General features: G+C 74.1%; 15 protein-coding genes. 8 read left to right on the forward strand and 7 right to left on the reverse strand.

What is annotated here, in order from left to right:
- Positions 1-754 precede the first annotated feature (754 nt).
- Positions 755-1,585, forward strand: coding sequence for a hypothetical protein (locus D450_RS0111215; protein WP_017538754.1), 831 nt, complete (start codon positions 755-757; stop codon positions 1,583-1,585).
- Positions 1,586-1,684: 99 nt separating this feature from the next.
- Here D450_RS0111215 and rph read toward each other — a convergent pair whose 3' ends face one another.
- Together rph and D450_RS0111225 are read right to left on the reverse strand one after the other, a co-directional pair.
- Positions 1,685-4,348, reverse strand: coding sequence for a rifamycin-inactivating phosphotransferase (gene rph / locus D450_RS0111220; protein ID WP_017538755.1), 2,664 nt, complete (start codon positions 4,346-4,348; stop codon positions 1,685-1,687).
- 532 nt (positions 4,349-4,880) lie between these two features.
- Complete coding sequence (locus tag D450_RS0111225; RefSeq protein WP_017538756.1) at positions 4,881-6,047, reverse strand: GAF domain-containing protein; 1,167 nt, start codon at positions 6,045-6,047, stop codon at positions 4,881-4,883.
- 156 nt (positions 6,048-6,203) lie between these two features.
- Between D450_RS0111225 and D450_RS0111230 the strand changes: the two genes are divergently transcribed.
- Together D450_RS0111230 and D450_RS0111235 are read left to right on the forward strand one after the other, a co-directional pair.
- A complete protein-coding gene (locus tag D450_RS0111230) occupies positions 6,204-6,986 on the forward strand; it encodes a GAF and ANTAR domain-containing protein (RefSeq protein WP_017538757.1) in 783 nt (260 codons plus the stop codon).
- Positions 6,987-7,113: 127 nt separating this feature from the next.
- The gene (locus tag D450_RS0111235) at positions 7,114-7,470 is read left to right on the forward strand and encodes an STAS domain-containing protein (protein ID WP_017538758.1); all 357 of its coding nucleotides are present in this window, start codon (positions 7,114-7,116) and stop codon (positions 7,468-7,470) included.
- A 58-nt stretch (positions 7,471-7,528) separates the two neighbouring features.
- Here the strand turns inward: D450_RS0111235 and D450_RS0111240 are convergent, their stop codons facing one another.
- Both D450_RS0111240 and D450_RS0111245 read right to left on the reverse strand, forming a co-directional pair.
- The gene (locus D450_RS0111240; protein ID WP_241483119.1) at positions 7,529-8,491 is read right to left on the reverse strand and encodes a sensor histidine kinase; all 963 of its coding nucleotides are present in this window, start codon (positions 8,489-8,491) and stop codon (positions 7,529-7,531) included.
- An 84-nt stretch (positions 8,492-8,575) separates the two neighbouring features.
- Positions 8,576-9,814, reverse strand: coding sequence for a glycosyltransferase (locus D450_RS0111245; RefSeq protein ID WP_017538760.1), 1,239 nt, complete (start codon positions 9,812-9,814; stop codon positions 8,576-8,578).
- Between the two features lie 447 nt (positions 9,815-10,261).
- Here D450_RS0111245 and D450_RS0111250 point away from each other — a divergent pair, with 447 nt between their 5' ends.
- Together D450_RS0111250 and D450_RS0111255 are read left to right on the forward strand one after the other, a co-directional pair.
- Entirely contained in the window at positions 10,262-10,924 is a 663-nt protein-coding gene (locus D450_RS0111250) for a hypothetical protein (protein ID WP_017538761.1), read from the forward strand.
- 171 nt (positions 10,925-11,095) lie between these two features.
- Entirely contained in the window at positions 11,096-11,857 is a 762-nt protein-coding gene (locus tag D450_RS0111255) for a PP2C family protein-serine/threonine phosphatase (RefSeq protein ID WP_026128489.1), read from the forward strand.
- Between the two features lie 1,710 nt (positions 11,858-13,567).
- Here the strand turns inward: D450_RS0111255 and D450_RS0111260 are convergent.
- From D450_RS0111260 to D450_RS0111270, 3 genes are all read right to left on the reverse strand, one after another.
- Positions 13,568-14,290 (reverse strand): copper resistance CopC family protein, encoded by a 723-nt coding sequence (locus tag D450_RS0111260; RefSeq protein WP_017538763.1) that lies wholly within the window; start codon positions 14,288-14,290, stop codon positions 13,568-13,570.
- A complete protein-coding gene (locus tag D450_RS0111265) occupies positions 14,287-14,880 on the reverse strand; it encodes a hypothetical protein (protein ID WP_017538764.1) in 594 nt (197 codons plus the stop codon). The genes D450_RS0111260 and D450_RS0111265 overlap by 4 nt, the downstream gene beginning before the upstream one ends.
- Before the next feature lie 80 nt (positions 14,881-14,960).
- Complete coding sequence (locus D450_RS0111270) at positions 14,961-15,227, reverse strand: WhiB family transcriptional regulator (RefSeq protein ID WP_017538765.1); 267 nt, start codon at positions 15,225-15,227, stop codon at positions 14,961-14,963.
- A gap of 670 nt (positions 15,228-15,897) precedes the next feature.
- Here D450_RS0111270 and ectA point away from each other — a divergent pair.
- The 3 genes from ectA (at position 15,898) to D450_RS0111285 (ending at position 18,351) form a co-directional block, all read left to right on the forward strand.
- A complete protein-coding gene (gene ectA / locus D450_RS0111275; protein ID WP_017538766.1) occupies positions 15,898-16,464 on the forward strand; it encodes a diaminobutyrate acetyltransferase in 567 nt (188 codons plus the stop codon).
- Between the two features lie 129 nt (positions 16,465-16,593).
- On the forward strand, positions 16,594-17,859 hold the full coding sequence (ectB, locus tag D450_RS0111280; protein WP_017538767.1) for a diaminobutyrate--2-oxoglutarate transaminase: 1,266 nt from the start codon (positions 16,594-16,596) through the stop codon (positions 17,857-17,859).
- Positions 17,860-17,961: 102 nt separating this feature from the next.
- Positions 17,962-18,351 carry an ectoine synthase gene (locus D450_RS0111285; protein WP_017538768.1) on the forward strand — a complete coding sequence of 130 codons (390 nt, stop codon included), beginning with the start codon at positions 17,962-17,964 and terminating at the stop codon, positions 18,349-18,351.
- The last annotated feature ends 140 nt before the right edge of the window (positions 18,352-18,491 follow it).

Genomic DNA, 18,491 nt, shown 5'->3' on the forward strand with positions numbered 1-18,491 from the left:
GCTGGGCGGCATGGTGGCCGCGGCTGTGGCCGCGGTCGGCGGTGGCGGTGCGGCGATGTACTTCTCCCGCAAGAAGAAGGCGGCCGCCGCGTCCGAGACCGACGCCTGAGGCGTCCGACGACGTGAGCTGAAGTCCCGCGCGGGCGCCCGGCGATGACCTGGGCCCCGCGCGGACCGGACGGGCGACGGGCGACCGTCGCCCGTCGTGCTTCACGGCTCCGAACCGTCACCGCCCGGCAGGGCGGCCGCCGTGACGGCCGCGGTGCGGTGATGTACACCACCCGTGGGAAGAAGGGCGTCCTCTTCACCGGCTCAGGTGCCTCGGACGAGGGGAGCGCCCTGGCCGGGGAAGCCGCTGCTCCCCGGGGCAGTGCATCGTACGGGTCCCTCGCACCCGCCCTGCGGTCGGCATAGGATCGGATGCGGAGCGAAGGAACACGCCTCTCAACCGCCCCTACACCCCCTACATCCCCCATCATGACTGGAGCGTGGGCCCGTGTCCCCCCGTATCGCAACCGGTCTCGCCGCGCTAGCGGCGTTCGTCGCTGCCGGATCCGCCCCTGCCTGGGCCGACGTGCCGGAAGCGGAACCGTCCGCGTCTGCGTCCGCACCCGCCTCTCCCACGGCCGAACGGTCGCCCGTCGGCCCGTCGGCATCCCCCTCGCCCTCGCCTTCCCCCTCGCCCGACGCGTCCCCCTCCACGGAGCGGCCCGGGGACGACGACGGCGCGGACGCCCAGGAGCCCTCGCCGGACATGGACGCGTCGCAGGACGGGGACGAAGCCTCGACCGACGGAGACGAGGGAGGCGACGGCACGGATGACAGGGACGACGCACCCGATGACGACGGTGCCGATCCCCTTGAGCTGGAAGGACCGGACCCCGAGGAGTTCGGGGACCACGTCGCCGAACTCGACTACGTCTGTACCCTGCCGAACGACCGGGGGACCACGGAGCAGAAGTTCCTGTGGAGCGCCTGGGCGGTGCCCGAGGACCCGACGGAAGGCCAGAGGGTCCAGGTCGGCGCCGTCTTCGCCGGCGACTACTCCTGGCTGGTCGATGAGGACGGCGGGATCATTGAGGCGGACGCCGTGACCGAGACGGGGACGGTGGAGCTCGGCGGCAGGGCCGCGCCCCAGGAGACGATGGACTTCACGGTGCGCGCGACGCGCGGCGACGGGCCGTTCGGGCTCGAGTGGGACTTCGACGGCTCGTCCGCGGAGACCACCCCGGAGCGTGCCGGGTCCCTCACGTTCACGCCCGGTGCGGTGCAGATGGTCGTGGAGGCCGAGGGGGACAAGGCCGTCACCGAGTGCGCCCCGGCGAAGTCGGTCGACCCGCTGCTCGAACTCACGGTCGCCGAGGACGACGCGAGCGGCGGTGACGGCGACGGTTCCGGCGGCGGTTCCGGTGGCGGCGACGACCGGGCGGCCGGGGGGAACGGCCGCTCGATCTCCACGCCGCTGGGCGACCTGCCGGTGACGGGCCCGGCGCTCCTGGGCCTGGCGGGTGCCGGTGCGGTGTCCTTGGGGGCGGGGAGCACGGCCATGTACCTGGCCAGAAAGCGGCCGGGCGTGGACGACTGACCGGGTCGTGACCGACCGGATTCCAAGGAGGCGGGCGCCGTGAGGCGCCCGCCTTCCTCGTGGGGCCCGGATCCGTCGCCGCGATCCCCTGTCGGCGGCTCAGGCCAGGATCTCGACGTGGCCGTCCGTTCCGTTCACCCGGATCCGCTGCCCGTCCCGGATCAGCGCGGTGGCGTTCTCCACCCCCACGACGGCCGGCAGGCCGTACTCCCGGGCGACCACCGCGCCGTGCGTCATCATGCCCCCGACCTCCGTCACCAGCCCTTCGAGCGTGACGAACAGGGGCGACCAGCTGGGGTCGGTGAAAGCGGTGACCAGGATGTCGCCCGCCTCCAGGTCGGCCTCCTCCATGTCCAGGACGACCCGGGCGCGCCCCTCGACGGTCCCGGAGGACACCGGCAGGCCCGCCAGCGCCCCGTCCGGCACGTCCCGGCGCCGGTACGACCCGGTGACCGCCTCGCCCTCGGAGGTGAGCACCCGGGGCGGCGTGAGCGCCTCGAAGCCCGTGAACTCCTCCCGGCGGCGGCGGATGAGCCCGTCGTCCGCCCACCCGGTGCGCACGGCGTCGCGGAACTCCTCGAAGGTGAGGAAGAAGGCGTCCTCCCGGTCGCGGAGCACCCCGGCCCGCACCAGCCCGTCCGCCTCCTCCAGCAGCGCCCGCTTGTAGACGAGGTAGCGGCTGATCATGAAGTACTTCGGGTACTCGCGGTAGCCGATGAAGGTGCGGACGAGACCGATCCTGCGCTCGACCTCCTCGGCCCTGCCCTCGCCGTCCGGGAGCGCCCGCAGGCGCTCCAGCACCTCGCGCTCCTTCTTCCGCGCCTCCTGAAGCCCCTGCTCGAAGCGGCGTGCCCCGGCCCCCGGCTCGAAGTTGTCGATGTGGCTCAGGAGCACGGGCACGAGCGTGGCGGGGCGCTCGCTCCAGCGCGGGCGCGTGATGTCGATCTCCCCGACGCAGCGCATGCCGTAGTCGTCGAGGTAGGCCTGGATCGCGTCCCGCGCCTGCCGGCCGCCGGGCAGGCCGGTCAGCCCCTCCAGGAGGTCCTCGGCTCCGGTGTCTCCGACGGTGCGCAGGTGGGCGACGACCTCCGGGTGCGGGCGGACCGCGTCGGCCACGTCCAGCAGCGCGAGCCCCATCTCCGAGGTCACGTTGCCGGGAGCGGACTGCGTGAGCGCGTCGGCGGCGTTCTGCTCGCCCAGCCACGCGGACAGCTTGTCGTTGAGCCACGCCGACGCCTCCATCGCCGCCATGATCACCCGTGTGGAGTGCGGGTCGAACATGAGCCGCTTCAGTTCGGCTAGGTCCTCGACGATGACGTCGAACAGCTCCGGGCCGGACGCGGCCCCGACGGCGCGTTCGGCGGCGGCGGTCGACTCCCGGCCGCGCGCGACCAGCTCGGCGACGACGGCCGGGTCGGCGTCGACCTCGCCCGGTCCGCCGCCGGAGGGAGGCGCCGCGGGTGCCGCCCCGTCCTCGGCCGGCGGGATGAGGCCGCCGCGGTCGAGGACGGTCCGGAGCGCGTCCCCGATCAGCGGATCGGACCGGTCGAAGACCTCCAGGTACGCTGCGCGGCTCGCCGGCGCCGCCAGGGCCGCGGTGACGTCGACGAACAGCCTCCCGCCGGCCTCGGCCATCGGGCGCGGCGTCGTCATCTGCCAGAACGACAGGCCCAAGGGCTTCAACGGGTCGGTCATCATCTGCTGGTGGCCGACGGAGATGTAGACGCGGTTCCCCCGGGCCCCGTCCCCGTCCCCGTCCCGGGACTCGGGGACGGGGAACAGCGTGGTGACCGGTCGGCTCTGCACGATCCGGAAGCCGCCGCCGGCCAGGCACCACTCGATGTCCTGGGGGCGGCCGAAGTACGCCTCGATCCGTCGGCCGAGCTCTGCGAGCCGCACCGCCTGCTCATCGGTGAGCACCTGCCGCTCCTGCTCATCGCCCCCGATCGGCCGCTCCCGCGTCCCGCCGCCCGGGACGGGGTCCAGGGCCGACCGCTTGGCCGCGACCTCCTTCCCGACGACCGCGCCGTCGCGGACCCTGTGGACGTCGGCGTTGACCCGGCCGGAGACCAGGGCCTCGCCCAGGCCGAACACGGCCTCCACGGCGGACACCCTCCGGTTCCCGGTGACGGGGTCGGCCGTGAACAGGGTGCCGGAGGCCTCCGAGGCGACCATGCGCTGCACGAGCACGGCCATGGCGGCCTTGCGGTGGTCGAAGCCGTTCTGCAGGCGGTAGGCGGTCGCCCGCTCGGTGAAGAGCGACGCCCAGCACAGGCGGACGTGTTCAAGGACCGAGGCGGGCCCCACGACGTTCAGGTAGGTGTCCTGCTGTCCGGCGAAGGAGGCCGTCGGCAGGTCCTCGGCGGTCGCGCTGGAGCGGACGGCGTAGGCCGCGTCCTCGCCGAGCCGGGCGAGCGGCCGCGTGACGGCCGCCGCCAGGTCGTCGGGGACCGGGCACTCCTCGATGGCGCGGCGGATCTGCGCGCTGAGGGTGCGGACCGCGTCCCGGTCGCCGGGCGCCGCGGCCGAGAGCCGGTCGAGCAGGCCGCCGATCTCCGGCACGCCGGCGACGACCCGCCGGAAGGCGGCGGTCGTCACGCAGTAGCCGTCGGGGACGCTGACGCCGTCGAACCGCGAGAGCTCACCGAGGTGCGCGCCCTTCCCGCCGACGTCCGCGATCCGGTCCCGGCCGGCCTCCCGCAGGTCCAGCACATAGGAATCGTGCCGGACGGATTCCTCCGTGCCGCCATTGGTCTCGAGCATGCGCCACTTCCCCCGTACGTCGGTTCTGACCTGCAGGATTCTGCACGACGCCCGGGGTCTTGCCGCAAGCCCCGGGGGCTGCTATACATTGAAAGTGGCAGGGAGGAACTTTTCTCCCCGCCTTTTTTGTTTCCGGGGCCGATTCGCGGCCGAACGGGGGCCGACGGGCGTATCGGGCGGGATTCCCCCGGGGGCGGCGCCGGACCGGGACGAGACCTGCGCCCACCGGGAACGCTCGTCCGCGGCCTCCCTCGGCAGGTCTCGGCAGGCCACGGCCGCGTCGGCCGGAGCGCGTGCCATCGTCGGGGCCGACGCCCGCCCCGGCGTAAGGCGGCCACGATCACGAGACGACACATGACGAAACATGACGCCACAGCGAGACCGGACGCGATCGGCGGGTCGTCGAGGCGGCATCGAAGAGCGGCGGTCGGCTCCGGTCCGGTGCGGTACCGGTGGGCCTCGCCCTGAGGCAGGGCACCCGTCGGCCGCAGGGCACGGCCCTGTCCCGGAGGCTTCTGGGCGGCCGGCCCGGTCAGCTCGTCGGACGGGGCGGCAGCGCGAGGCCGATGTGCTCGCCGATCTCCTCGATCAGACCCAGGTCGGCCAGGCGGAACGCCCCCCGGTTGCTGCGCCGGATCAGGGTCAGCGCGCCGCGCACGCCGCGGCTGCTCACCAGGGGAACGCTCAGCAGGGACCCCGCGCCCAGCACGCTCAGCAGCGGCGCCCCGTCGGCGGCGGCCCCCAGCGCGGTCTCGTCCTCGATCTGCTGGTCCAGCACCGACGTCCCGGTCGCCAGCACCTGCCCCGGCACCTCGGTCGCACCCGGGTCGCGGCCCTCCAGCAGCTCCCGGTGGCCGTGGGCCTCCGGGGCGGCCACCACGGCGCGCCGCGCCCGCGAAGGGTCGCCCGGCAGGTCGCACACGTCCACCAGCACCCAGTCGGCGTAGGAGTCGGCGAGCAGCGCCGCCGCCTCGTCCAGGGCCAGCGGCCGCCCGGCGCCGCCGGGGCCGGCCGAGGCCAGCAGCAGCCGCGTCATCCGGGTCAGCACGTCCAGGCGGCGCGCGGCCAGCACCACCACCTGGTCCTCCACCTCCGGCTCCAGCGGCGCGGGACCCTCGTCGCCGCCCCCGTCGGCCGCCGGCGAGACCACCGCCAGTACCAGGGGGTTGGCCTCGGTGGTCACGTCGAGCCGGGTGAGGGTCAGGTGCACGTCCTCGGCCCAGCCGCGCTGGGCCAGGCGGGACTCGAAGGAGGCGGTCTCCCCGCCGCGCAGCACGGCGGCCAGCCACGACCGCATCGGGGCGCGCCGCCGCAGGTCCACGAAGTTCGAGAACGGCTTGCCGGTCAGGTAGCCGGGGGCGCTGCCCAGCCGCTCGGCGGCCAGGGTGTTGATGCGCCGGATGTAGCCCTCGTGGTCCAGGAGCAGCACCGGCACGGTGAGTTCGTTGAAGGCCGCGCGCAGCACCGCCTTCTCGTCGTCGCCGGAGGGCGCCCGGCGCGGTCCGGTGTCGGCGGCGTCCGCGGCGAGCCGCTCGCCGCAGTCCCGCAGCAGCGTTCCGGCGTAGGACAGCTCGGCCAGCGCGGCCTCGGCGGTGCCCGCGGCGTCGTCCGGATACATGCCCAGGGTGGTGCGCAGCGCGTCCGCCCGCTCGTTCAGCTCCGCGATCTCCCGCTGTAGATCGGCGAGGTTCTCCGGCACGCTCTCGGACTCCAGCCCCTGTTCTGTGAAAATCCATGATCATGCGGGTCGGCGGCGGGTGCGCGCCGCCGGACCCCTACCGACGCTAACGCATGCGCGGCCCCCCGGGTTCTGCGGTTACCGTGGAGTCGGCGAACGGCCGGAAGGGGGCGGCAGGTGAGCGACGCGGCGACACCCGCGTGGGTGGAGCGGCTCGCGCGCGAGATCGGCGCCCTGGGGCAGGCCGAGGGCAGTGGGCCCGAGCGTGCGATGGACCGGATGAGCGCGGCCGCCGCGCGCGGCGTGCCCGGCTGCTCGGCGGCGCTCGTGGTGATCTGGCGGGGGGTCCGCCCCGGCGACGAGGGCGGGACCGGCGGGGAGCTCTGCGCGGCCGGCAGCCACGTCGTGGTCGACTACGGCGCCTCCCACTCGGACCTGGCGACCGCGCTGGAGCGCCAGTACGCCGTCGACCAGGGGCCCGCGGTGGAGGCGGTGCGGGAGATGCGCGCGGTCACCGTCGGCGACGTCCTGCGCGAGGAGCGCTGGCCGGACTACCTGAGCGCGGCGGTGCAGTGCGGGGACCGGTCCTCGGTGACCTTCCCGTGCCAGATGGAGGAGGAGGTCGTCACCTTCGGGGTGCACTCCGGGCGCGGCGACGCCTTCGACGTGGAGGCGGTGGCGCCGCTGGTGGCGCTGCTGGCCGAGCACGCGGCGATGGCGCTGCACAGCGCGGGCAGGTACGTGGACGCCGCACGCGAGGCGGCCCACATGCGCAGGGCGATGTCCGCCCGCGCCGTCATCGACCAGGCCAAGGGGATCCTGATGCACGCCCGCGGGTGCGGCGCCGCCGAGGCGTTCGAGGAGCTGCGCCGGGTGGCGCAGCGCAACCGGATCAAGGTCGCCGACGTGGCGCGGCGCCTGGTGGAGGAGAACGCCGAGGCGACCGTGCGGGCGCGGTGAGGGGTTGCGGAGGGCGACGCGGTGTATCGGTGTGGTGACGGTGGACGGCCGTACCTGTCTCGCCGTTCGGGCGGGCGCTAGTGTGGGCGGGTGGAGTCCACGACAGGCGCGAGCGAGGAGTGTGGGCGTGCCGTCTCAGATCCCGGTCAGCAGGGACGGTGACGCGGTGGTCGTCGCCCCCGAGGGGGACATGGACGCCGTCACCTCCCCGGCCCTGGCGGAGGTCCTCGACGGCCTCCTGACCGCCGAGGTGCCGCCGCGGGGGATCGTCATCGACTTCGCCAAGGTGAGCTTCTGCGACTCCCGCTGCATCGGCGTGCTGGTCCAGTCCTACCGGCAGGCGCGCGACCGGGGCGTCGGCCTGGCGGTGGCGGCCCCGCAGCGGGCGGTGCACCGCCTGTTCGTGATCGCCGGCATCGACCAGGTGATCACCATCGAGGACGACCCGGGGGACGCCCGAGAGGCGGTCCTGGCCGGCACCTGAGCCGGTCGGCAAAGGTCCGCGGCCTGATCCGCCGACCGTCGTCGGGCCGGGCGGGGGGCTAAATCCGGAAGTGGGCCCGCATCCGCGTGCCGTCCGGGCCGGGCAGGACTTCCAGGAAGTCGCAGACCTGCCGGGTGATCCACAGGCCGTAGCCCCGGCCGCCGAGGCCGTCGGCGGGGCGGAAGCCCACCAGCGGGTCGTCCAGTGCGGCCGAGCCGTCCAGGACCTCGCACACCAGGCGGCCCCCTTCGCGCCACAAGGTCACCGTTCCCTTGCCCGCGCCGTGCTCCAGCACGTTCGCCGCCAGCTCGTTGACCGCCACGAGCAGGTCGGACCGGCGCCCCTGCGGCAGGCCCGCGGCCTCGGCCAGGCCCACCGCCTCCTCGCGCACCGACGGCAGGTCCGGGCGGATGTCCATGGTCAGCACCGGGTCGGCGGGCGGCAGGACCGGCGGTGCGGCGGCGCCCGCGGCCTCCTCGGCGGTCCGGTGGGACGGGTTGGGGCGCACGCCCCCCTGCGCCAGCAGCAGCGGGTGCGCCTCCAGCGCGCCCCGCAGCGCCGCGGGGTCCAGCGCGGAGGTGTCGTGCAGGCACAGCACCGCCAGCCGGTCCCCGGCCAGCGCCCGGTGCACGGCCGCCTCCATGCGCCGCCACTGGTCGCGCTCCAGCCGCGTCCCCGACGGCGGCGCCGGTTCACCGACGAACAGCGCCCCCGCGCCGCCCGCCTCCACGGCCAGCCGGTGCAGCGCCCCGACCGTGCGTCCCGGGGCGTCGTAGTACTCCGCGCGGTCGGCGAAGCGCACCCGGCGCAGCAGGGGCTCGGGCAGGCGGGCGCGCAGGGCCTCCTGCAGGGCCTCCCGCAGCCGGTCGCCGACCGCGACGGTCACGCGCCGCCCGCCCTCGGCGCCCGCCGCGATGCGGGGCAGCACGGGGGCGCACAGCCCGGCGCCGGACCCGCCGAACACCGCGGCGTGCTCCACGGCTGCGGCCCCGCCGTCCGGGGGCGCGGCGTGCGACGTCATGGCATCACCCCGGACGGTCCTCCCGGTCGCGTCGGGAACGTGGCGGCGCAGGCGCAGGCCCCCCATCACGGGGCCGTCTCCGGACTAGTGTGCATCATCGCCCGCGGCCAGCGGGAGGCCGTCCGCGCCCGGAAGGGCGGTGCGGTAGACCCGCTCGGTCTCGGCGGCGACCCGCTGCCAGGTGAACCGCGAGCGCGCCCGGTCGGCGCCGGCGATGCCGTGCGCGGAGCGGGTGGTGGCCTCGTTCATCATCCCGCGCACCGCGCGGGCCAGGGTGTCGGGGCGGGCCGAGCGCAGCAGCATCCCGGTGGTGCGGTCCAGCACCGCGCCGGTGGGACCGCCGGCCGCCCGGGCGATCACCGGGAGCCCGCAGGCCATCGCCTCCAGCACGGCGCCGCCGTAGGGGTCGTAGCGGTCGGCCGAGGCGAAGATGTCGGCCGACCGGAGCAGCCGGGGCAGCTCCTTGCGCTCCACCGGGCCCATCAGGTGCACCCGGTCGTCCACCCCCGCCTCCTTGGCGCGCAGCTCCAGGCGGCGGGCGTCCTCGTCCAGCGCCACCTCCAGCGGGGCGGCGGCCACCACCAGCAGCTCGGCGTCGGGCAGCCGCACCATCGTGTCGATGAGCCGGTCCGGGCCGCCCGAGGCCGGCCCGGAGACGGTGATCACCCGGGTGCGGTCCTGGCGGCGCTGGCTCCACGGCTCGGCGGCGGCCCCGCCCTCGACGCTGAAGTGGTCGGTGTCCACGCCGAACGGCACCACGGCCACCCGGTGCCGCGGCAGCCCCATGCGGGCGAGCTCGAACCGCAGGTCGGCGGAGCTGACCGCGACCGCGTCGGCCCGGCCGGCGATGGCGGCCTCCAGGCGCACCCGCTCGGGGCGCTCGGGCAGGCCGGCCCGCTGCTCGGTCGCGTTGAGGGAGTGGAACGTCTGCACCACCGGCACGTCGCCCAGGCCCCCGGCGCCGTGCACGGCGGACAGTGCGGCCAGGCCGCTTGTCCAGCCGAGCGCGTGGACCACGTCGGGGGCGTCGTCCTTCAGGGAGGCGGTCAGCGCCGTGGCGAACGCGCCGGTGTGGTCGGCCTCCTCGTGCTCCTGCAGGGGGCGCTCGGGGCCGGCGCCGAGGATCTCGGCGTGCACGCCGCGCCCCATCCGGGAGCGGCCCACCGGGTCGGAGGTGCTCTTGCGGGCGTAGACGGTCACCCGGTGGCCGAGTTTGGCCAGGTGGCGGGAGAGCGAGGCGACGTGGACGCTGTCACCGCAGGTCGGCTCGCCCCTGTGTGCTGCGAGGGGGGCGGTGTGCTCGGCGATCAGGGCGATCTTCACGGAGTGCTCCTCGTGGCGATGGAGTCGGAAGGGCGTGCTCCGCGAGCGGGGGGCGGAGCACAGGGGGGCAGGGGCCCGGGAGCGTGTGGGGGCACGGGGGCCGGGCCGCATGGTGACGGAGACGGAGAACGGACGGGTGTCCGGAGAACGGTGAGAGAGAAATGGGGACGCATGGAATCACACCTAACGGGTTCCTGAGGAAACACGTGTAGCGCCCGCCTCAGCACCGGGAGTGAACCCCGGGAGGGAGCGCTCAGAGGAGGTGTGTCTGCGTCTTAGACACCCAGCGGACCCCATTCTGCCAGAGCGGTTCGAGGGCCGACAACGCGCCTCCGGCGTGCGGGAACGCGGTCGCGGGGCGGGTCGCGGGCGGTGCCGGGCGTTTGCAGTGCAAGGACTCGGGCACGGTGGCGGCGACGGAGCCCCGGCAGGACGGAGGACAGGGGTATGGGGTTCACGGATCCCCTCCCCGACTATCGGGGGGCGGGGCGACTGGCCGGACGGCGCGCACTGGTCGCCGGAGACTTCGAGGAGGACGGGCCCGGTGCGGTGGCGGCCGCGCTGGCCAAGGAGGGCGCGGCGGTGGCGGCCGCCGGGGACGCGGGACGGCCGGGGGTCGTCGCCGGCCCCCTCCCCGTCGTCCCCGGACCGGAGTCCGGCGGCCGGGCGGGCGGTGCGCCGAGCGGAGTGGAGCGGGCGGCGCGGGACGCCGCCCGGCTGGGGGCGTGGGCGCTGGCGCTGCACTGCCCCATGGGGAGCGAGACGGCCTGCCGTGCGGCGGTGGCGCACGCCGCGCTGGAGTTCGGAGCCCTGGACGTGCTCGTGGCGGCGGCGCCCGTGGGGCCCGGGGCCCCACGGGAGGCGGTGGCGTGGCTGGTCCGTGCCGCCCGCGACTTCATGCCGGCGGGGTCGTCGGTGGTGCTGGTGGGCGGCGCGTGGGCGGTCGACCCGGTGGGGTGGGCGCGGTCGCTGGGCGGGCCGCTGCGGAGCCGGGGCATCCGGGTGGAGACGGCGGGGGCGGGGCCCGCCGCGGGCCCGGAGGAGCGGGCCCGGTCGTGCGTGGCGGCGGCCGCCCGGAACGGGGTGCCCTCGCCCATGGCGCGCGGCTGATCCCGGAACTGCGGCGCCGGGCGATTTCCGCCATGATGGACGCGGACTTTGGCCACGGACAACGGTCCCCCGATACGGTTACAAGATCAACGCGCCCCGGCCCACCGTCCGGCGGGGCGCCGCGCAGACGCGTACGGCAGTCGCTGCCGTTGTGAACGGGAGGTAGGGCGCATGGGTGTCGCTGGTGGGGAAGTCACGGTCACTGCCCTGACGCACCGGGGCGCTGTCCGGCCGGCGAACGAAGACGCCGTGGTCATGGGGGCCCTCACCGTCGCCAGCGCGAACATGAACGTTCCCGTGCGCTGCGTCCTGTCGCTGACCGAGCCGGTGGTCCTGGCGGTCGCGGACGGCCTGGGCGGCCACGCGGCCGGGGAGATCGCCTCCGAGCACGCGGTCCACCGGATGGCGGAGATGAGCCCGCGCATGACCGGCCCGGACGACGTGGCGATGCTGCTGAAGAACATCGACGAGGAGATCAAGGACCACGCCACTCAGCACGCCGAGTTCTCCGGCATGGGGACCACGGTGGCGGGGATGCTCCTCAACACCGACGGCAACTTCTGGTTCAACGTGGGCGACTCGCGCACCTACCGGCTGGAGGGCAACCGGCTGCGCCAGCTCTCCCAGGACGACTCCCCGCCGCTGCCGCCGTCGGAGGACGGCAAGCCGGTCACGACGAACTTCATCACCCAGTCGCTGGGGGGCAGCGGCAGCACGGCGATGGTGCCGCATGTGGACCGCGACGCCGAGCCCGACCCGAGCGCGTGGCTGATGTGCAGCGACGGCCTGAGCGACCTGGTCGCCCAGGACGAGATGGAGCGCATCATCGCCGAGGCGTCCGACGACGAGGGCGCCGTCCACGCCCTGTGGCGCGCCGCGATGGACGCTTCGGGGCGCGACAACATCAGCATCCTTCTCGCCCGCCGCATGTAGGTCGTCCGAGGGCCGCCCTCCCGCGTTCGAGCTCCGGGACCGGGGCGAGGCGGGGCAGGGCGGGCCATGAAGGCGGGCCCGCCGGCGCCGGTATCCGAAGGAGCGGTCGGCGTCCGCGGAGGCGGGATGGGGCACCGAAGCCGGAAGATCCGATGTTCGGCTCTGTGTGCAGGGACGATCATCGCTCTTCGGTGTGGGCGGTACTCCCGGTCAGGGGCGCGAAGCACCTGCTGATCGTTGGTTCGTCGGCGTCTCCTGTTCGTAGGGGCAAAGGCAGTAGCGGCAGAAGCGGGGGCGTCGGGAGGGGACCGGCGGCGGTGGCAGAGGGCGGTCGCCCTGGTCAGAGGAATGGGCCGCCTGGTCGCTGAAAGTCCAGGCCCGTACGGCAAGGAGGGGCGGGGGGCAGCCCTGCCTGTCGGTCGTAGGTCCTCTCGTGGTCCGGGTGGTCCGGCGGCGACGGAGCAGCAGGTGCCCCCCCCCCGGCAGAAAGGGGCCCCGTGGCGCAGGCGAGGGGCCGGTCCGTCGGAGCCGTGGCGCTCCGACGCCCCACGGGGAAGGCCCCTGGCGCTGCATCGAGAGTGGTGGTATCGCCACGCAATGTGCAATTTCGTGGCGATACCACCACTCTCGATGCGCCGGTGTTTCCGTTATGTTCGCTGAGTCCGACTCGCGAGGAGTGGGGGCGTTGGGCGGGGCGGGAGAGCCGCACCCCAGGGGCGGGGCCTCCCGGCCCGGTCACCGGCGGATTCGACCCGCTGCGCGTCCGGATCGACCGGATCGGAGCGGGGGAAGCCTAGAGCGCCCGGATTACCGCCGGGAGCCGAGTCAGTGTGCGGCCGTGGCCAGACCAGAACCGGATTCGGTGTCTGGCGCCCCCTCTATCAGCGCGCCAAGGCCATTTGTGGTCAGATCTGTCACGCTGGGTAGTCCAGATCGAGTCTGTGAGGGTGTCGGACCCGGGTGAGGGTGTTCGCTCCGCCTCGACTCTGTCGATTTCCCCGCCCGGTCGCCTGGCAAAAGGGATGTTCGGGACGTCTTGTCGCCGAACCGCGTTCTGGTCTGGTCGAGATCGCACCTGGAGGCCGCCATGACGCGTCGGTGAGGGCGCTCCAGCCCATGACGGTTTGTGTTCACCCAGGTCAGCGGTGTGCTGCTCATTGAAGGGCGCCCGGTACGGGCCGGTCGTGCGCCGCGAACGCGCGCGGGCGGCGCCCCGTCCCGCCACGACCTCCCGGCGAGCACGCGTGGGTGGGGGCCTGCTCCTCCTTCGCCGCTGAATCTCCCGGACCACTGGTGGCCCGGCGGCCGACGAGCGGGCCCGGGTGACCGCTCCGCCTCCTTCGTCGCCGCCTGCCGCCCGGCGCTCCGGCGGCCCGCCGCCCGGGTGGAGCCCACGAGCGGGGCACCGGCCGCTCCGTCGCCGCCCTCTGCCGGGACCACCGGCGGCCCGGCGGCCGACGAGCAAGTCAGGGGTACCGCCCCGCTTTCTTCGTCGCCGCTCTTCACCCGGCACTCTGCCGCCCCGTCGCCCGGGTGGAGCCCACGAGCGGGGTACCGGCCGCTCCGTCGCCGCATGGTCTTCGGACCATGGTGGAACCGACAGCCCTTCGACGGCAGGGAGCGGCGGGACCGGCTTCGTTCGGGACGACGAGAGCCCCGGGCCCACCACGAGGTGGGTCCGGGGCTCATCGGCGGTTCGGCACGGCCCGGTCAGTCGCCGCCGCCGCGCCTGCGCAGGCGGATGATCGCGATCACGACCAGCGCCAGCAGCGCGATGCCGATGATCGCTCCGCCCACCGGCCCGAAGAGGGACACCGGGTCGCTGGACGGCGGGGCGTCCTCCTGGGTCTGGGCCTCGTCGGTCGCACCGTCGTCCTCCGGGGTGGGGGACGACTCCTCGCCGCCCTCCTCGGACGCGGCCTCCTGCTCGTCGGCGACGGCCTCGTCGGAGACGGTGAACTCGACGGTGTCCTCGATGACGTGCCCGTCGGAGGAGACCATCCGGTAAGCGATCGTGTAGTCGCCCGCCTCGGTCAGCGGCTCCACCCCGATCTCGGCGTCGGGCCCGTCGATGGTGATGCCTCCCGTGGCGTGGTCGTCCCCGTCGGGTCCGTTGACGGCGATCGCGTTGCCGCCGTCGCCGATGTCGGCGCTGAACGTCAGCTCGACCGTCTCCGGCGCGGTGTCCAGCGTGTCCCCCTCCTCCGGGGTGGAGGACAGCAGGACGTCGTGCGCGCTCGCCGCCGGGGCGGTGGCCAGCCCCAGCGCGGTCGCGGCGGCCAGCGCTCCGGTGAGAGCGGCGGCGCGGCGGGTGCCGCGCCCGCCCCCTGCTCCCGGCACGGCGGGGGAGGCGGGGGCGGTGTTCGTGATGGACGCAATGGTCATGGTGGTCGGCCCTTTCGGCCCGTTCGCGGTCAGGGACTCCTCGGTCACGATCGCAGGGGCGGGCCGCGCGGGCGGATCCCGGAGCGCGGGGCGTACCGGAGCCCGCGCTCCGGCGCCCCCGGCGCGGTGCGGGCCGCCGGGGGAGCGGGCACGGCCCCCGGCGCGATCAGCGGGGGCAGCGCCGAGGTGAGCATCCCCATCAGCGCCCACAGCGCGTCCTCCCCCCGGGAGAGCAGGGCGGCGCCGGCCAGCGCGGCCCACAGGTGTCCGGCGAGCATGCCCGGGGTGTACCCGAAGAGGGAAGGGCCTCCGTGCGCGGGGTGCGCCCCGTGCACCGCGGGGGCGCCGAGCGCCGCCTCCGGCGCGGGGTGCGCGGAGCCCGCCGCCAGGAACAGCAGGTGCACCGGCAGCTGGGCCGCGGCCAGTACCGCGAAGATCTCGCCGAACCCGCGCCGCCCGCGCGTGAACCGGGCCAGCGGCCCCACCAGCAGCGCCGCTGCGATGAGGGCCGCCCATGCCGGTACGGGGTCACCGCCCCACACCGCGTGGCCGGCCCACGCCACGGCGGTGCACGATGCCGCGAGCAGGGCCGTGCGCAGGGCCTGGAGCGGCCCGTGGCCGGCGGTTTCCACGGTCATCGAACCTAACCCAGGCGTCGGGCGCGGGAAAGCGGCGGGCGCCCGGCCTCCACACCGGGCGCCCGCCGACGGGGCGCGCCTCAGCTCGCCGCCGGTACCAGTTCGCGGCGCATGTAGCGGCGTTCCTCGGGCGTGGTGCCGCCCCATACGCCGTCGGCCTCCCCGGCCCTCAGCGCCCACCGCAGGCATTCTTGGCGAACAGGGCAGCTGCGGCAGACGGCCTTGGCGAGTTCGACGGTCTGGTGACCGGGGCCGGAGGAGCTGACGGGGAAGAAGAGCTCAGGGTCGTACTGCCGGCAGGCTCCGTGCCGGACCCAGTCTTCGCTCTCGTGGTACAGGCGATTCACCGGGTGCCTCCGTTCCCGTTCTCGATCCGCGACGCCGGTCGGCGACGGAGCTGGGGCGCGCGGAGGCGGATGTCGCCACCGCACGTAGTACTACATTGAGTCGTACTACGCGCAGTCTGCTAAAGATCGGCGCCGGGTTCAAGCCCCCGGGGGTGAGCGGCGGTGTGCTGCGCGTCATGTCGGCGCAATGGGGTCGCAACCCTCGCTTAACCGCTCTGACCTGCACAGATGAAGATCTTTGGACGTCGGGTGCGCCGATCGGGAACACTGGGCCCGGTCTGTCGCGGGCTTTCACCCGAATTCGTGTGACTTAGCCCACCCTTAAGATTCGCTGCGGTTGGCGTATGTTTACCCGGTGAGGGCGGGGAACGGCCGCCGCGTCCCGCCGCCCCGGCGCCCCGGGCCGCCCCTCGTGAGCGGCCCGAAACCCCAGGTGAGTCGGGAGCGATCCGCACCTCGGGGGCCCAGGCGCACCCCCCGTGCGATGTCGACGCACGGTGACGGCGGGCGCTAAATAGACAAGCCCTACCCGGTGCAACGACACCGAAACATTTCCGGCGAATCGGCCGGAAACGCTGCTCAGGAACGTTCGCTAAGTTTCTTCGACGTGCCACATCAACGCAGCGACGACGCAGAGACCGCCCGGACCGCGGCGGGGGATCACCCCTCCGTGACCGAACAGGCGACCGGCCGGACCGCCGAGGGCGGGCCGGACGACGGACTGCGCATGTCCGCACCGGAGCCCGCCGACGGCCCGGAGCTGTGGCGCCTTGCCCGCGACTGCGGACTGGACCTCAACTCGCCCTACGCCTACACGCTCTGGTGCCGCGACTTCGCCCGGACCACGGTCATCGCCCGCGAGGCCGACGGACGCGCCGTCGGATTCGTCACAGGATTCATGCGACCCGACGATCGGGGTACGTACTTCCTGTGGCAGGTGGGCGTGCACCCCCGGATGCAGGGCCGCCGCCTCGCCCGCCGGATGCTCGACCACCTCGCGGAGCGGTTCGGCTCCCTGGAGGCGAGCTACCTGGAGGCGACGGTCACCCCGGACAACGCGGCCTCACGAGCGCTGTTCGGGTCCTTCGCCCGAGCGCGGGGGGTGGAGGCCGTGTGGACCCCGCTGTTCACCGCGGCGCACTTCCCCGAGCCGGGGGAGGCCGGCGCCGGGGACGAGCACGAGCCCGAGGACCTGGTCCGGATCGGTCCGCTGGTCCGGCCGCCCGCCGGCCGCTGACCGCGGCCCGCCCGGCGCCGCCGGGAGGAGGCGAGAACGAACGATGCGACCCCCGATGACGTCCTGAAAAACCCCGATCAGTCGAGCCGAGAGCCCACGAACCTGGGGAAAGGAACCAAGGAACTCACGATGGAGATCTTCGACCGCCTCGAGTCCGAAGTCCGCAGCTACTGCCGTGGCTGGCCGGTCGTCTTCAACGAGGCGCGGGGCAGCTACGTCTACGACGAATCGGGGCGCCCCTACCTCGACTTCTTCGCCGGGGCGGGCTCGCTCAACTACGGGCACAACCACCCCGAACTCAAATCCGTGCTGCTCGACTACCTGATCGGCGACTCGATCGTCCACAGCCTCGACGCCTACAGCACGGCCAAACGGGACTTCCTGCAGGCCGTGGGCGACGTGCTGCTGGAGCCGCGCGGGCTGGACTACAAGGTCCAGTTCCCCGGCCCTGCGGGCAACAACGCCGTCGAGGCGGCCCTCAAACTCGCCCGCAAGTACACCGGGCGCGAGACGATCATCAGCTTCACCAACGGGTTCCACGGCATGACGCTGGGCGCCCTGGCGGTGACCGGCAACTCGATGAAGCGCGGCGGCGCCGGCGTCCCGCTGGGCCACGCCGCCACCATGCCCTTCGACAACTACATGGACGGCCAGACCCCGGACTTCCTGTGGCTGCGCAGCCTGCTGGAGGACAGCGGCAGCGGCCTGGACAAGCCCGCGGCCGTCATCGTGGAGACCGTGCAGGGCGAGGGCGGCATCAACGCCGCCAGCGCCGAGTGGCTGCGCGGCCTGGAGGCGCTGTGCCGCGAGTACGGCATCCTGCTCATCGTGGACGACATCCAGATGGGGTGCGGCCGCACCGGCGCCTTCTTCAGCTTCGAAGAGGCCGGGATCACCCCGGACATCGTCACCCTGTCCAAGTCGATCAGCGGCTACGGGATCCCGCTGGCGCTCACCATGTTCAAGCGCGAGCTGGACGTGTGGGACCCGGGCGAGCACAACGGCACCTTCCGCGGCCCCAACCCCGCCTTCGCCACCGGCACGGCGGCACTGCGCACCTTCTGGGCCGACAAGGACCTGGAGCGCTCGACCCTGGACAAGGGCGCGCTGATCGAGCGGCGGCTGGGCGAGATCGCCGCGGAGTACACCGACGCCGGGGCGCACGTGCGCGGCCGGGGCATGGCCCGCGGCCTGGCCTTCGAGCAGGAGGGCGCGGCCAAGGCGATCTCCGCCGAGGCCTTCAAGCGCGGCCTGCTGCTGGAGACCTCCGGTCCCGAGGACGAGGTCGCCAAGCTGCTGCCGCCGCTCACCACCACCGTGGAGGACTTGGAGCGCGGGCTGGACATCATCGCCGAATCGGCCCGTGTGGCCGTGAAGGCTCCCCAGCCGGCCTAGTCCCCTGATAGACCGGGTTGCATCATCCGGAACGGTCCGCGGGTCCTCCAACGGGACCCGCGGGCCCTGCAGCGAAGAACGTGTAGTGAGGGAGCAGCCACAGTGAAGGTGCGCAGCCTGAAGGACGTCGACGGCACCGACGCGGACATCCAGACCGAGACGTGGCGGAGCCGCCGGATCGTCCTCGCCAAGGACGGCGTGGGCTTCTCGTTCCACGAGACCGTGCTGTACGCGGGCACGGAGACCAGCATGTGGTACGCCAACCACATCGAGCTGGTGCACTGCATCGAGGGTGAGGCCGAGGTCACCAACGACGAGACCGGCGAGACCCACCTCATCACGCCCGGCACGCTGTACCTGCTCGACGGCCACGAGAAGCACACCGTGCGCCCGAAGACCGACTTCCGCGTGCTGTGCGTCTTCAACCCCCCGGTCACCGGCCGCGAGGTGCACGACGAGAACGGCGTGTACCCGCTCATCACCGAGGCCTGAGCCGGGCGGCTGCCCCCCGGGGCGGGGCCGCCTGCGCGGCCCCGCCCCACCGCCCGAACCGAACCACCGCCCCGGCTCCCTGGGCCGGGGCCCCGCAACCGCTTGGGAAGAAAGCGACGCCGATTGAGGAGTTAGGAGCG

It is taken from the genome of Nocardiopsis halophila DSM 44494 (assembly GCF_000341245.1).
Classification (GTDB): Bacteria; Actinomycetota; Actinomycetes; order Streptosporangiales; family Streptosporangiaceae; genus Nocardiopsis_A; species Nocardiopsis_A halophila.